The organism is Pseudomonas sp. B21-009, assembly GCF_024749345.1.
Classification (GTDB): Bacteria; Pseudomonadota; Gammaproteobacteria; order Pseudomonadales; family Pseudomonadaceae; genus Aquipseudomonas.
In genome coordinates this window covers 5,214,614-5,227,584 of record NZ_CP087199.1, presented here as the reverse complement: position 1 = coordinate 5,227,584, position 12,971 = coordinate 5,214,614, and the positions used below count along the sequence as shown (strand labels likewise).

General features: G+C 62.8%; 10 protein-coding genes and 1 pseudogene. 8 read left to right on the top strand and 3 right to left on the bottom strand.

Annotated features, from left to right (window positions below):
- Window positions 1-75: 75 nt before the first annotated feature.
- From LOY34_RS24125 to LOY34_RS24115, 3 genes are read left to right on the top strand one after another with little or no spacing between them, the layout of a single operon-like run.
- Complete coding sequence (locus LOY34_RS24125; protein WP_045199950.1) at window positions 76-1,479, top strand: MBOAT family protein; 1,404 nt, start codon at window positions 76-78, stop codon at window positions 1,477-1,479.
- Complete coding sequence (locus LOY34_RS24120) at window positions 1,466-2,599, top strand: SGNH family hydrolase (RefSeq protein ID WP_195885126.1); 1,134 nt, start codon at window positions 1,466-1,468, stop codon at window positions 2,597-2,599. The genes LOY34_RS24125 and LOY34_RS24120 overlap by 14 nt, the downstream gene beginning before the upstream one ends.
- Window positions 2,599-3,804: an SGNH/GDSL hydrolase family protein gene (locus LOY34_RS24115; protein ID WP_045199946.1), complete on the top strand. Its 1,206-nt coding sequence runs from the start codon at window positions 2,599-2,601 to the stop codon at window positions 3,802-3,804. The genes LOY34_RS24120 and LOY34_RS24115 overlap by 1 nt, the downstream gene beginning before the upstream one ends.
- A 244-nt stretch (window positions 3,805-4,048) precedes the next feature.
- On the opposite strand, the gene LOY34_RS24110 is transcribed toward LOY34_RS24115, so the two are convergent.
- The gene (locus tag LOY34_RS24110) at window positions 4,049-5,137 is read right to left on the bottom strand and encodes an alpha/beta hydrolase (protein WP_045199943.1); all 1,089 of its coding nucleotides are present in this window, start codon (window positions 5,135-5,137) and stop codon (window positions 4,049-4,051) included.
- A gap of 70 nt (window positions 5,138-5,207) precedes the next feature.
- Window positions 5,208-6,800: an RNA repair transcriptional activator RtcR gene (gene rtcR, locus LOY34_RS24105; RefSeq protein WP_195885125.1), complete on the bottom strand. Its 1,593-nt coding sequence runs from the start codon at window positions 6,798-6,800 to the stop codon at window positions 5,208-5,210.
- A gap of 597 nt (window positions 6,801-7,397) precedes the next feature.
- Here rtcR and LOY34_RS24100 point away from each other — a divergent pair.
- The 5 genes and pseudogenes from LOY34_RS24100 (at window position 7,398) to LOY34_RS24080 (ending at window position 12,064) form a co-directional block, all read left to right on the top strand.
- Window positions 7,398-8,543: a slipin family protein gene (locus LOY34_RS24100; RefSeq protein ID WP_195885124.1), complete on the top strand. Its 1,146-nt coding sequence runs from the start codon at window positions 7,398-7,400 to the stop codon at window positions 8,541-8,543.
- A gap of 54 nt (window positions 8,544-8,597) precedes the next feature.
- Window positions 8,598-9,804 (top strand): annotated as a pseudogene (locus LOY34_RS24095) (RtcB family protein).
- A 13-nt stretch (window positions 9,805-9,817) separates the two neighbouring features.
- Entirely contained in the window at window positions 9,818-10,615 is a 798-nt protein-coding gene (locus LOY34_RS24090) for a nucleotidyltransferase domain-containing protein (RefSeq protein ID WP_123565095.1), read from the top strand.
- Between the two features lie 50 nt (window positions 10,616-10,665).
- Window positions 10,666-11,697: a hypothetical protein gene (locus tag LOY34_RS24085; protein WP_082075475.1), complete on the top strand. Its 1,032-nt coding sequence runs from the start codon at window positions 10,666-10,668 to the stop codon at window positions 11,695-11,697.
- Window positions 11,698-11,755: 58 nt separating this feature from the next.
- On the top strand, window positions 11,756-12,064 hold the full coding sequence (locus LOY34_RS24080) for a hypothetical protein (protein ID WP_045199935.1): 309 nt from the start codon (window positions 11,756-11,758) through the stop codon (window positions 12,062-12,064).
- On the opposite strand, the gene LOY34_RS24075 is transcribed toward LOY34_RS24080, so the two are convergent.
- Window positions 12,023-12,925 (bottom strand): DMT family transporter, encoded by a 903-nt coding sequence (locus LOY34_RS24075; RefSeq protein ID WP_195885123.1) that lies wholly within the window; start codon window positions 12,923-12,925, stop codon window positions 12,023-12,025. The genes LOY34_RS24080 and LOY34_RS24075 overlap by 42 nt on opposite strands.
- Between the last annotated feature and the right edge of the window lie 46 nt (window positions 12,926-12,971).

Here is a 12,971-nt window from a genome sequence, read left to right as displayed (position 1 = left end):
AATCGCGCCCGCTTTGCCCCGCGGCTCTGCGGCGGTAACGCCTCCTATTTCTGTTGTCACGTAATGGACTACGTTGTGAGCTTCCTTTCGATCGAGTTCGGCCTCTGCTTCACACTGTTTTTCATCGTTTACTGGAGCCTGTGCTGGAGCGTTCGCTTGCAGAACGTCCTGCTGCTGGCCGCCAGTTACGGCCTGGTGGCCAGTTTCAGCTTCAACTCCCTGTACATCCTGCTGGGCTACAGCGCCCTGGTGTATCTGCTCGGCCTGGTCGGTGAGCGTTATCCCGGGCGGCGCTTCAGCTATTTGTTGGTGTTGCTGCTGGTGCTGGGCTGTTTCTACCTGTTCAAGTACCAGGAGTTCTTTGTCGGCGGCGTGCAGGGCGCCCTGGCCAGCGCCGGGCTGGACGTGTCGCTGCCGGTGCTGGAAGTGCTGGTGCCGATCGGCCTGTCGTTCTACGCCTTTCACTCGGTCAGCTACCTGGTGTCGATCAACCGCCGCGAGATGCCCTCGGCTTCGCCGTTCGACCTGGCCCTGTACCTGGCGTTCTTCCCCAGCCTGATCGCCGGCCCGGTCAACCGCGCCAGCCATATGCTGCCGCAAATTCGCACGAGTACTATCCGTGAAGTGCTGGAGCCGCAACGGGCCCTGGGGTTGATTGCCCTGGCGGTGGTCAAGCTGTTCTTCTGCAGTGCCTGGCTGGCCAGTGAGTGGGTTGACCCGGTGTTCGAGACGCCGGGCAGCTATTCGCCCGAGCAGATACTGCTGAGCGTGTATGGCTACAGCTTTCTGATTTATTTCAACTTCAGCGGTTACACCAACCTGGTCACCGGCATTGCCTTGCTGCTGGGCTTTCGCCTGCCCGACAACTTCAATGCGCCTTATGCCGCGCACAACCTCAAGGAGTTCTGGGGCCGCTGGCACATCAGCCTGTCGCTGTTCATTCGCGACTATGTCTACATTCCGCTGGGCGGCAATCGCCAGGGGGTGTGGCGCGGCAACCTGAACATGCTGCTGGCGATGCTGATTTCCGGCCTGTGGCACGGGGCGAGCATCAACTTCATCATCTGGGGGGCGCTGCATGGCATTGGCCTGGCGCTGTACAAGGCTTCGACCTACATCCTGCCGCAGCCGATGCGCTGGCCGGGCGCCGGCCTGGCGGCGCGCCTGCTGACCTTCCACTACGTGGCCTTCGCCTGGATCTTCTTCCGTAGCGCCAGCCTTGATGAAGCCATGGACATGCTCGCCGGTATCGGCGGCTTGAGCCTGGATGGATTGTTCTCCAGTACCGGCCTGCTGTTGCTGGCGAGCGTGTTGTATGTCGCCGTCTACCCGCAGTTGCTGGTGCTGCTGCGCCAGTTCTTTGCTACCACCACGCGCTTGCCCTGGCAGCTGTATCCAATACCGCTGGGGTTGTTCATTTCCTTGGTCATTTTTGCTTCGCAATCGGGCGTGCCGGGGTTCATCTATGCAAGCTTCTAATGCCGGTCGTTTGCTGTCGTCGCAACTGGGCGCGGCCAAGGCCTTCTACGCCGTTGTCATCACCACGCTGTTGCTGTTCTGGCTGAACCAGGATTCGATCAGCCTGTATTGCCAGCAGAAGTATCACCAGAGCTGCGAGCTGCCGGTACTTGGCCAGAGCCCGGCCTGGCGCATGGGCGGTAACCTCACTCATGCCCTGGGCGATGCTCGCGACAGCTTTATCGACAGCCTGGAAAAACGCAGCGAGCAGGTGCTGGTGGCCAAGGTTGAGACCAGCGACACCGTGGAGCTGCCAGCGCCGATTCCTGTGGTCCCGGTGCACCTGGACAAGCCGCCGGTTGCGGCTCACCCGGTGCCAGTCAAGGTTGCGACAACGGCTGCGCCTGTGCCGGCAACAGTGGCTACGCCAGTGCCGCAACCCGCAGCGCAAGTTGCCCAGGCACCTTTGCAAGCCGGCACCGTGGTGTCCCTGGCGGCGGGTGATGAAGTCTTCCTGGTCGGCGACTCACTGATGCAAGGCGTCGCTCCGCACCTGGCCAACAGCCTGCGCAAGCGTTACCAGATCAAGAGCGTCAACCTCAGCAAGCAGAGCACCGGCCTTGCCTATCCCGGTTTCTTCAACTGGCCGCAGACCGTGGCCAAGACCCTGGAAAGCGAGCCGAACATCCGCCTGATGGTGATCTTCCTCGGCCCCAACGACCCCTGGGACATGCCCCAGGGCAAGGGCAAGCCGTTTTTGCGCTTCAAGTCGCCGGAGTGGGAAGTCACCTATCGCCAGCGTATCGACTCGATCCTCGACCAGGCCCGTGAGCACAATGTGCAGGTGATCTGGGTCGGGCCGCCGAACATGCAAAAGCCCAAGCTGTCTACCGCCATGGCTTACCTGAGCGGGCTGTACGAGCAACAGACCGGCCTGTATCAGCAGCATTACGTTTCGGCCAACCCGGTCCTGGGTTACAACGACGACAGTTTCTCCTATACCTTGCAGAACGCTCAGGGCAAACGGATCAAGACCCGGGTCGATGACGGCATCCATTTCACTACCACCGGACAGAAGCTGATCTCGGAACGGATTCTCTCGTTGATCGCCTTTCCCGGCCTCACTGTAACGGGACACTGATGCCTCGACTGCACAACATTCTGGGGTTGGCCCTGCTGATCTGCGCGTTGCCGGGCTGTAGCCCGGTAGCGGCGGTCAACACCTCGGCCAAGCCTGCCAATACGGCGGCCAAGGCCCCGGCCAATCGCGTCGACGGCAACCTGGCGGTACTGGCGGGCAAGTTCAAGAACGCCAACCGCGCACCGGTCAACATCATCCAGTTCGGCGATTCGCACACCGCTGCCGACCTGTTCAGTGGCGAGATGCGCCGCCTGCTGCAGGCGCGTTATGGTGATGGCGGTATCGGCCTGATTGCCGCCACGCCGGTGCCCGGCACCCGCTACGACCAGGTCATCCTGAAAACCGCCAAGCGCCAGTGGGAGCTGGTGTCGGCGCGCAACCAGCAAAGCACGCAATTCCCGCTTGGCGGTTACCTGTCGGTGCCGCTGGCGGCCAACCCCAACGTGCGCATCGAAGCCCGCGAGCCTACGGCGCAACGCTATCGGGTGCAGGCGCTGTACCAGGCGCGGGAAAACAGCACCCTGGTGCTGCGCGATGGCCGTGGGCGCAACCAGCGCCTGCTGGCGGCCACCGGCGGGCAGTGGCGCTTCGGCCCGCAAGTCAGCAACCTGGCTCTGCCGCTGGACCTGAGCGTCAGCAACCGCCCGGGCACGCTGCTGGGTGGCTGGTATATCCAGGGCCAGAAGAATGCCGGGGTGATCTACTCGGCGCTGGGCATCAATGGCGCGCGCCTGGAAGTGCAGGATAAATGGCAGGCCGGCTGGCAGGACAACCTCAAGACCCTGCGCCCCGACCTGGTGATTCTCGCCTACGGCACCAACGAAGCCTTCGATGACACCCTTGATCTTGGCCTGTACCAGACGCAACTGCGCAACACCCTCAAGCGCCTGCGCCAGGATCTGCCGCGCGCGGTGATATTGCTGGTCGGCCCGCCGGACTCGATCAAGCAGCGCAAGGCTCGTAGCTGCAGTGCGCGCCAGCCGCAGCAACTGGCCCAGGTGATCCGCATCCAGCGCCAGGCGGCCAAGCAGGCCAATGCGCTGTTCTGGGACTGGCAGGCGTACATGGGCGGGCAGTGCTCGATTGTCGGCTGGCAGGCGTCGGGCCTGGCCCGTGGTGATCTGGTGCACCTGACGGCTGATGGCTACAAGAAAAGCGCGGCCGGCCTGCACGAGTTTTTGCGCAACCAGCTGGGCTTGAAGTAGGGCAGAAAAAAGTAGAGGCGGGGACGACTCAGGGTTGGCTTGCGGCGCCCCATGAAGTCGTCTTCCCGCCCCTTAACAGAGGCAAACCCGGGGGCGTGCAACCGCCCCCGCTCAGCACGATGCGACTGCCTTGAATCAGTCGCGGTTCATTCCTCTGCATTCACCTTAGTAGCTGTCTGCAGGGCTGTAAATTTTCTCGAACAGATTATTTCTCAGGTGCTTTCCGGGGCTGCCTGGCGCGCACTCAAAGGCCCAGGGCGTAGTCCAGGTAGCCTGGGTAGGCCTTGCGCCAGTCGTCCTGGAAGGTGTGGCCTTCAGGGTGTTCGTGGCTCTGCACCTTGTTGTTGCTGGCGAAGGCTTTTTCGGTGGTGGCGGTCAGTTGCAGGTTGCTTTCATGCTCCTGGGCGCCGTGGACCACGACCAGGCGCTTGTCCTTGGCCTTCTGCACGGTGAACGGGATCTTGAAGCCGCCCGGCGACAGCAGCACCGCGCCGCTGTAGTTCTGCGGGTACTGGGCGATCAGGTGGGCGGCGTGTTCGGCACCCTGGGAGAAGCCGATCAGGGCGACTTTCGAGCGGTCGATGCGGGTGTCTTTTTCCAGCTTCTTCAGCGCTGCGGCCACCGCTTGTTCGGTCGGCTCGACCGACTGCTGCTGCCACATGAACTGATGCTCGTCGCGCTTGAGGGTACCGTTCAGGGCCACCAGCACGGCCTTGTCGCCGACCAGGTCCGCGCGCATGTTGGTGCCCTTGACGCCTTCGGTGCCAAAGCCTGCCAGCCACACCACCACCGGCCAGCCGCCAGCCGGGGCCTTGCCTTCAGGGATGCTGAAGGCGGCGAGGCCGGCGTCCTTGGCCTGGGTCGGGTAGTTCTTCTCGGCCGCTTGCAGCAGCTTCTGGTAGGCCGGGTCGTTTTTCATCGGCTCCAGTTCGTCGTCTTCCTTGAGGATCACCGCTTGCCAGAAGCCGCGCTCGCGGGCCTCGTCGAGGTATTGCGCGGCCAGTTCCGGGCTGTCCATGGACGACAGCGCGGCAGCGGCCTGGTACGCGGCGAAGGCGTTCTTCGGGTCGAGGCGGGCGGCGGTCAGGTAGAAGGCCAGGGCGCCGGCATAGTTGTCGTGCTCGCTCTTCTCTTTGTCACCGGCATCCATGAACTCGGCCGGGGTGGCGTCGTTGAGGTACAGGTTGGCCATGGCGGCCATGCCTTGCCAGCGGCCTTTGTGCAGGGCCTGGTCGGTGGCCTCGTCGGCGAAAGCAGTGGTTGCGGTGAGGCTGAGGCCGGCCAGCAGGCCGAAGGAGCAGAGGTGCAGGCGGGTCGCTGTCAGCAATGACATAGCCGAGAGTCCTTTTTCGGTAGTGCTCGGCCAGGTGCGGCCGAAGAGGGCGCGGATTCTAGCACCCTGTTCAGCCCTTGAGTTGATTCCAGTCCAGGCCAAAGCGTGCCAGGTATTTGCGCAAACGGTCGGCGTCATTGGGCTTTTCTTTTTCCAGGCGCGAGACATCGAACAACTGGCGCCCGGCCTCGGACAGTGTGCGGGCGTTGCCGCACACCTTGAGTACCGCCTGCAGTTGCAGACGGTCGAACTGGTCAAGGGCCTGGTCGCCGAGCAAGGCGTCGAGTGGGTTGGCACCTTGCTCCAGGCCCCAGGCGTGTTGTAGGCGCTCGATTTCTTCGAGTACCAGCGGCTCGTCGATACGGCCGCTGTCGGCGAGGGTGGCCATGCGCGTGATCGACGCCGACAGCTCGCGAAAGTTACCGGCCCAGCGCGCTTGCGGCGAGTTGGCAAAGGCCAGGTAGCGGCGCTTGGCTTCGAGGTTGAAGCGCACTTGGCGGTTCTGTTCGCGGGCATGGCGCTGCAGTTCGAAATCGATGTTCGGCTCGATGTCTTCGCGGCGCCCTGCCAGGCCTGGCAGGGCGAAGGTCCAGAGGTTGATGCGCGCGTAAAGGTCTTCGCGAAACAGCCCTTCGGCGACCCGGCTGCGCAGGTCGCGGTGGGTGCCGGCGATCAGCTGGAAGTCGCTCTCTACCTCAAGGTCCGAGCCCAGCGGGAAGAAGCGTTTTTCTTCGATGGCCTTGAGCAGCATGGCTTGTTCATCAGCGCCCAGCTCGCCGATTTCATCAAGGAACAACATGCCGCCATCGGCGGCGCGCAGTAGACCTTCGCGGGCGTTCTGGGCGCCGGTGAAGGCGCCTTTGCTATGGCCAAACAGTGTCGACATGGCGCCGTCGCCGCGCAGGGTGGCGCAGTTCACTTCAACGAAGCGTCCCTCCAGCTGATGGCGACCGCGCTTGAGCTCATAGATGCGCCGGGCCAGGAACGACTTGCCAGCGCCGGTCGGGCCGACCAGCAGCATCGGTGCCCGTGAGCGCAGCGCCACCCGCTCGATCTGCTCGATGGAGCGGTTGAAGGCGGCGTTGCGGGTAGCGATGCCGGCCTTGAGAAAATTCAGGCTGTCGGCCTGCTCGCGCTGAAAGCGCGATGCGATGTGGTCATAGCGCGACAGGTCGAGGTCAATCAGCGTGCTGGTGCCGGCCGGGTCGGCGATGTCTTCCTTGCCGCGCGCTGGCGAGGTCTGGATCAGCCGCGCCGGCAGGTAGCGCGCCTCGGTCAGCAGGAACCAGCAGATCTGCGCCACGTGGGTACCGGTGGTGATATGCACCAGGTAGTCCTCGTGCTCGGTATCGAAGGGGTAGGCGCTGGCAAAGTCGTGCAGCGCGCCATAGACCTCCTCGAAGTCCCAGGGGTTACGCAGAACCATCGGCTGCAAACGCACCTCGGTGTGCGGCGAGATGCTCTGGATATCTTCGCGAATGCGCTCGGCCAGGCCCAGGTCGCGAGCGCTGGTGCCGTGGATCAGCTCCAGGCGGTCGATGGGGGTTTGTGCCTGCTGGCACAGGCTGATGGTCGGCCGCCAGCGCTGCCAGCGCGCCGCGCCTTTGCCGTTGCGATCCAGGGTGGTGCCGAGAAAGCCGATGGCGACGCTGCGCTTGCTCATTGCTGTTTAGCTCAATAGATAAATGTGTATCCCATAATATATAAAAATCTTGTCTGGTGTGGACTGAGAAAACTCATGGTTTTTTGTTTGTAAAAATAAAAGCCTTATAAATCAATATGATAAGAATTAATTTTGGGCCTGATTCAAAACCTGGCACGCCCCTCGCAATATCTTCCCCGACCGCATCGCCAAGCTGGCCAACGGGACGGGGTTTATGTCCCCGCCGGTGCACGAGCCCACCCCTGGTGTAGGTGTCGTGCATGCCGCCGCCGCAACGTGCAGTCGATAGCGTGGCTCCTCACGGAGACGCTGGTCTCGAGGCCTGACTCGAACCTTACATACCCTCCAAGGTATTCAAATGTTGTACCCGCCGGTGGGGCGTAGCCAGGGAAAGGCTGCAAGGTGCGCACGGAGCGCACACGCCCACCGCCGATTTGCCCGGCTTGCCGGCCGGGCCCGGAGCAAGGCAGTTGCCGCACCGCAGGATGCGGTCAGTGGACAGGATGTCCCGGCAACTGCCTCCTCCGGGCCACGCCCGCAACGCTCGGCGCTTTGGCAACACCGGCACCAAGGACTTAATTGCACAGGATGATCAAGATGAAACTGTTGAAACGCTTTATCGTGAAAAAGAACGAACGCGGCCTGCTGTTCTGCGAAGGCGACTTTGTGTCGATCCTCGAACCTGGCGTGCACAAGCGTTTCGACCTGCACAACCGGCTGACGGTAGAAACCTTCAGCCTCAATACTTCGCTGTTCGAACATCGCCTGGCGGGCTACCTGCGTCAGAGCGAGCCGGCCTTGGTCGAGCAGTATTTCGAGCGCATGGACCTGGCGGAAAACGAAGCCGGCCTGCGTTTTGAGGACGGTGCCCTGGTCGAATTGCTGGCCCCGGGCAGCCGCCAGCTGTACTGGAAGGGCCAGAGCGCGCAGGCCCTGCAGCGCATCGACCTGAGCCAGACCTATCGCCTGGATGCCGCCCTGGTAGCCCAGCTCAACCAGCCTAAACTGCGCGGTCGCAGCCTGGCCGGGCTGGATGCGGTGTTGCTGGCGGCGGTGCCGGCGTTCCATGTCGGTGTGTTGAAGGTCGATGGTGTGGTGGAAGAGTTGCTGGGTGCCGGGCAGTACGGTTTCTGGCGCTTCAACCGTCAGGTGAGTGTCGAGTTGGTCGACATGCGGATCCAGGCCATGGAAATCAGCGGGCAGGAAATTCTCACCCGCGACAAGGTCAGCCTGCGCCTGAATCTTGCGGCCAACTGGCGCTACAGCGATGTGCTCGGTGCGTTCGCGCAGTTGAGCAAACCGCTGGAGCATCTGTACCGCGAGGTGCAGTTCGGCCTGCGGGCGGCGGTGGGTACCCGCACCCTCGATGAGCTGTTGGAAAACAAGCAGTTGATCGACGATTCGGTCAGCCAGTACCTGCAGGAAAAACTCGCTGGCAGCGGCATCGAAGTCAGCGGCCTGGGGGTGCGCGACATCATCCTCCCAGGCGAGATGAAAACCCTGCTGGCGCAGGTGGTGGAGGCAGAGAAAGCGGCGCAAGCCAACGTCATCCGCCGCCGTGAAGAGACCTCGGCGACCCGATCGCTGCTCAACACCGCCAAAGTCATGGAAGACAACCCGACGGCCCTGCGCCTGAAGGAGCTGGAGACCCTGGAGCGGGTGGCCGAGCGCATCGACCGGATTTCGGTGTTCGGCGGCCTGGATCAGGTGTTGAATGGACTGGTCAGCATCAAGGCCGGATGAGTGTTGCCGGGCTCAAGCAGCCCGGCAACAACAGATAAAAATGGAAGTACCGACATGAACATACTCGAAGTGGCCGGCGGCAAGCCGATCAAGCTCTGGACCGACGGCGTCCCGGTGGACGAGGGCGCTCGTGAGCAACTGCTGAACACCGCGAAGATGCCGTTCATCTTCAAGCACCTGGCGGTGATGCCCGATGTGCACCTGGGCAAGGGCTCGACCATCGGCAGCGTGATCCCGACCCTGGGCGCGATCATCCCGGCGGCGGTTGGCGTCGACATCGGCTGCGGCATGATTGCCGCGCGCACCTCGCTGACTGCCAGCGACCTGCCGGACAACCTGCACGGCCTGCGCTCGGCGATCGAAAAGGCTGTGCCCCACGGCAAGACCTTCGGCCGCCGTGACCAGGGCGCCTGGGACAGCGTGCCGGCCATGGCCGACCGTGCCTGGCACGACCTGGCGGCGCGCTTCAAGGCGATCACCGACAAGTACCCGAAGCTTGAGAAAACCAACAACCGCCAGCACCTGGGCACCCTCGGCGGCGGCAATCATTTCATCGAGGTTTGCCTGGATGAAGCCAACCGCGTCTGGTTCATGTTGCACAGCGGTTCACGCGGGGTCGGCAATGCCATCGGCAACCTGTTCATTGAACTGGCCCAGGCCGACATGCGCCAGCACATCGCCAACCTGCCGGACCGCAACCTGGCCTATTTCGAAGAAGGCAGCCGGCACTTTGCCGACTACGTCGAGGCGGTGGAGTGGGCGCAGGATTTCGCCCGGCAGAACCGTGCGCTGATGATGCACGCGGTGATCGGCGCTACACGCAAGGTGCTCGGCAAACCCTTTGAGGCCAACCTCGAAGCGGTCAACTGCCACCACAACTATGTGCAGCGCGAGCATCACTTTGGCCACGACGTGCTGGTCACCCGCAAGGGTGCAGTGTCGGCGCAAAAGGGCGAGCTGGGGATTATTCCCGGCTCCATGGGCGCCAAGAGTTTTCATCGTTCGTGGCCTGGGCAACGAAGAGGCGTTCTGCTCCTGCAGCCATGGCGCCGGGCGGGTGATGAGCCGTACCCGGGCCAAGCAGGCGTTCACCGTTGAGGATCAGCGCCGCGCCACTGCCCATGTCGAATGCCGCAAGGACAAGGACGTGATCGACGAGATCCCCATGGCCTACAAGGACATCGACGCGGTGATGCAGGCCCAGCGCGAACTGGTGGAAGTAGTGCACACCCTGCGTCAGGTGGTGTGCGTAAAGGGATAGGAAGGGATACACCATGAACAAGGAAGACCGTCACCCACTGCCGGGCGCCATGCGCGAGTGGGTGCTTGAAGAATTGCGCCGGGTCGAGCTTGAACACGATGTGCGCGTGCTCTACGCCTGCGAATCCGGCAGCCGTGCCTGGGGCTTTGCCTCCACCGACAGCGATTTCGACGTGCGCTTCATCTACGTCCCGCGCCAGGACTGGTACCTGCGTGTCGACGAGCCGCGCGACGTGATCGAACGGCCGCTAACCGACGAGCTGGACATCAGCGGTTGGGAGCTGCGCAAGACCCTGAAGCTGCTGCGCAACTCCAACCCGACCCTGCTCGAATGGCTCGGCTCGCCGCTGGTGTATCGCGCCGAGCCCGGTGCGGTCGAGTCGCTGCGGGCGCTGGCGCTGAACTTCTACAGCGCCCGGGCGGCGCGGCATCATTACTTGTCGATGGCGAAAAAGAACCACCGCGACTTTCTCCAGGGCGAGCAGGTGCGCTTCAAGAAGTACCTTTACGTGCTGCGTTCGCTGTTGGCGGTGCGCTGGATCGACCTGGGCCTGGGCATGCCGCCGACGGCCTTTGCCGACCTCTTGGCAGGCACCTTGAACGAGCCACAGATGCTTGCCGAGATCGATGAATTGCTGCGCATCAAGCGCCAGGCGGTCGAGGCCGATTACGGGCCGCGACGGGTGGTGCTGCAGCAGTTCATCGACACTGAGCTGCTGCGCGCCGAAACTTCACCAGCCTTGCCGCGGCTGCGCGGTGATACGCAACAGCTGGATGACTATTTGCGCGATACTGTGCGGCGTTATTCATAGGAGGCGCGCCTTGGCGTGCCTTCCTTGTCGAAAGGACTCGGACCGTTTTCATGCCTGACAGCAAATACCAACGCCTGCCCCATGCCGGAGACTTCGAGCAAGTCTCTGGCACCGAGATTGTCTACCTGTCGCCCAAACCCTTGCCCACGGGCGTCGAGGCCTACAGCTACCAGCTCCTGCACCGTGATGCCAATGAGGTCTACCTGGACTTCGGCATCGGCCGGGGCAACTTCGAGTTCATGGCCCGCTGCGGCATTGCCGCGGTCATGGGCGTGATCACCAGCTTTGTGATGACGGCGCTGCTCGCGGGCTGGGCACGGCGCAAGTACGAGCCGTTCTGGTCGGGTGTTCTCGACTTTCTCGCCTCGCCGCCGATCTGGGGCTTTATCGGCGCGTTGGCGCTGATGTACGTGTTCATTTTCTGCAAGACCGTGCGCGAGCTCAGAGTCCAGCCGCCGATCCGTTTCAACCGCCAGCGGCGCGAAGTGGCGATGGTGCCGAAGAAAGGTGCAGCCCCCCATTATGTGCCGTGGGAAGAGGTTATCGCCTGTGTCTCGGCCGGCAAACTGGTCACCGAATACGCGGTGCTGCCCGAGTTCAAACTGATGATCGGCCTGCGTGACGCCGCCAGCGGTAACGTCCTCTGGTTGACTGTGGCCTGCGGCAGCCTGCGCGCTGCGGTGGCCGAGTGGGAGGCGATTCGCGCCTACATGGAAGAGGGCCCGGCAGCCTTGCCGGCGCCACCGTCAGAAGAATTCGAAGAGGGCACGGTGGCGTATTTCCACATGGCCCGCCTTGGCTATCGCGAGAATTTCCCCTGGCTGCAATATGTGTTCGGCTTTCTGTTCGTCCAGGCGTTCGGCGGCTGGACCTTGCCGTGCCATATCTCCAACTGGGTCAACAATCGCCCCAGGGCCCTGTTCCCCAAAGCGGTGCAGGAGTGGTCCCGGCCCTTGCCGGCAGATCAGCATGCGCTCCCCAGTGAGGCGCTGCTTAAAGAAAGTGCCGAGGTACGCGAGGTTTTTTACCGGGGCAAAACCCTGCTGGATTACTTCAAGGTGAAATTTGCCGAGGCGGCCTGACGGTGCGCCGTTATGCAAAGGAGTTGAGCATGAACAAGGACGTGATTCAGAGTGCGGCATGCTGAAGCTGCGCGTGAGAGAACGCTGGCAACGGTTGCAGATAAGCGGCAGCGATCAGGTGGTGATGCTGCTGCTTTCAGTGATGGTCGGCTTGTGCATCGCGGCGGCGTACTGGACGGCCCACCCCAAGTCCGGGTGCATCCGCCTTGGGCGCGGTAATAGCGGGCCGATCAGTTGCGATCCGCAGGTCATTGCCGGTGAAGCGATGAACATCGTGCTGTTCAGCCTGCTGTTCGCGGTACCACTGTTCTACATACTTGGCCGGCTATTGGTGCAACTGTTCAGGCCGTTGAATTCGCCGCCGTGATGGAATGTTCAGGGCCAGCACACTGATCAACACGACCACCGCTGCGACTATCACCATCAGCGAAGGCTGCTCGCCGAGCAGCGAGGCCGCGATCAGCATGGCGCAGGGCGGGATCAGGTACAGCGCCATGGTTGCCCGGCTGACCTGCGTGTGGCTCAGTACAAAGGCCCAGCCCAGGTAGGCCAGGGCGCTGGGAAATACGCCCAGCATCAACACCGCCAGGTCTGCCTGCAGTGGCGCGGCCTTCACGGCGCCGGCCAGGCCCGGCAGATACACCAGCAGCAAGGCGGTGCCGGCCCAGATGGTATAGCAGACCATGGTCAGGCCGTCGTACCGATGGCCATGAAGTTTCTGCAGGGTGAAGTAGATACTCCACGACAGCGCGGCCAACAGCACCAGCAGGCCGTGGGCGTTCAGTGCGCCTGGCCCGTGATCCCCGGCAACCACCATCGCCGCGCCAAGCATGCCCAGCACCAGGCAGCCCCAGTGCCAGGCGCTGGCCTTCTGACGCAGAACAAAACAGCCGATCAACAGGCTGAACAACGGTGTGGATTGCGCCAGCACACTGGATGCCCCGGCACTGATCCCGCGCTGGCCGAAGTTGATCGCCACATGGTGGGCAAACACTGCGAAAAAACCGAGCAGCATCAACAGCGGCAAGTCCTTGAGCCGGGGCAGGCTGATCCCTCGCCACAGTGCGACAAAGGCCATGAATACCGACGCCACGATAAACCGCGCCAAGGCCAGATGGCCCGGTTCGTAGCCTTGCAGGGCGATATGGATGCCCGTGGGTGAGTAGGCCCAGCACAGCACCACAAACAGGGTCGCCAGGACGATTTTCAGGGATTGGGCGCGTGGCATCGCAAGAGGCTCCGGGGGGCTGGGAGCTTCAGTATCAGAAAGGCCT

Excerpts from the sequence above, each read along its gene's own strand:
- LOY34_RS24120 (WP_195885126.1), top strand. The coding sequence starts at position 1,466 with ATGCAAGCTTCTAATGCCGGTCGTTTGCTGTCGTCGCAACTGGGCGCG.
- LOY34_RS24115 (WP_045199946.1), top strand. The coding sequence starts at position 2,599 with ATGCCTCGACTGCACAACATTCTGGGGTTGGCCCTGCTGATCTGCGCG.
- LOY34_RS24110 (WP_045199943.1), bottom strand. The coding sequence starts at position 5,137 with ATGTCATTGCTGACAGCGACCCGCCTGCACCTCTGCTCCTTCGGCCTG.
- rtcR (WP_195885125.1), bottom strand. The coding sequence starts at position 6,800 with ATGAGCAAGCGCAGCGTCGCCATCGGCTTTCTCGGCACCACCCTGGAT.
- LOY34_RS24100 (WP_195885124.1), top strand. The coding sequence starts at position 7,398 with ATGAAACTGTTGAAACGCTTTATCGTGAAAAAGAACGAACGCGGCCTG.
- LOY34_RS24090 (WP_123565095.1), top strand. The coding sequence starts at position 9,818 with ATGAACAAGGAAGACCGTCACCCACTGCCGGGCGCCATGCGCGAGTGG.
- LOY34_RS24085 (WP_082075475.1), top strand. The coding sequence starts at position 10,666 with ATGCCTGACAGCAAATACCAACGCCTGCCCCATGCCGGAGACTTCGAG.
- LOY34_RS24080 (WP_045199935.1), top strand. The coding sequence starts at position 11,756 with ATGCTGAAGCTGCGCGTGAGAGAACGCTGGCAACGGTTGCAGATAAGC.
- LOY34_RS24075 (WP_195885123.1), bottom strand. The coding sequence starts at position 12,925 with ATGCCACGCGCCCAATCCCTGAAAATCGTCCTGGCGACCCTGTTTGTG.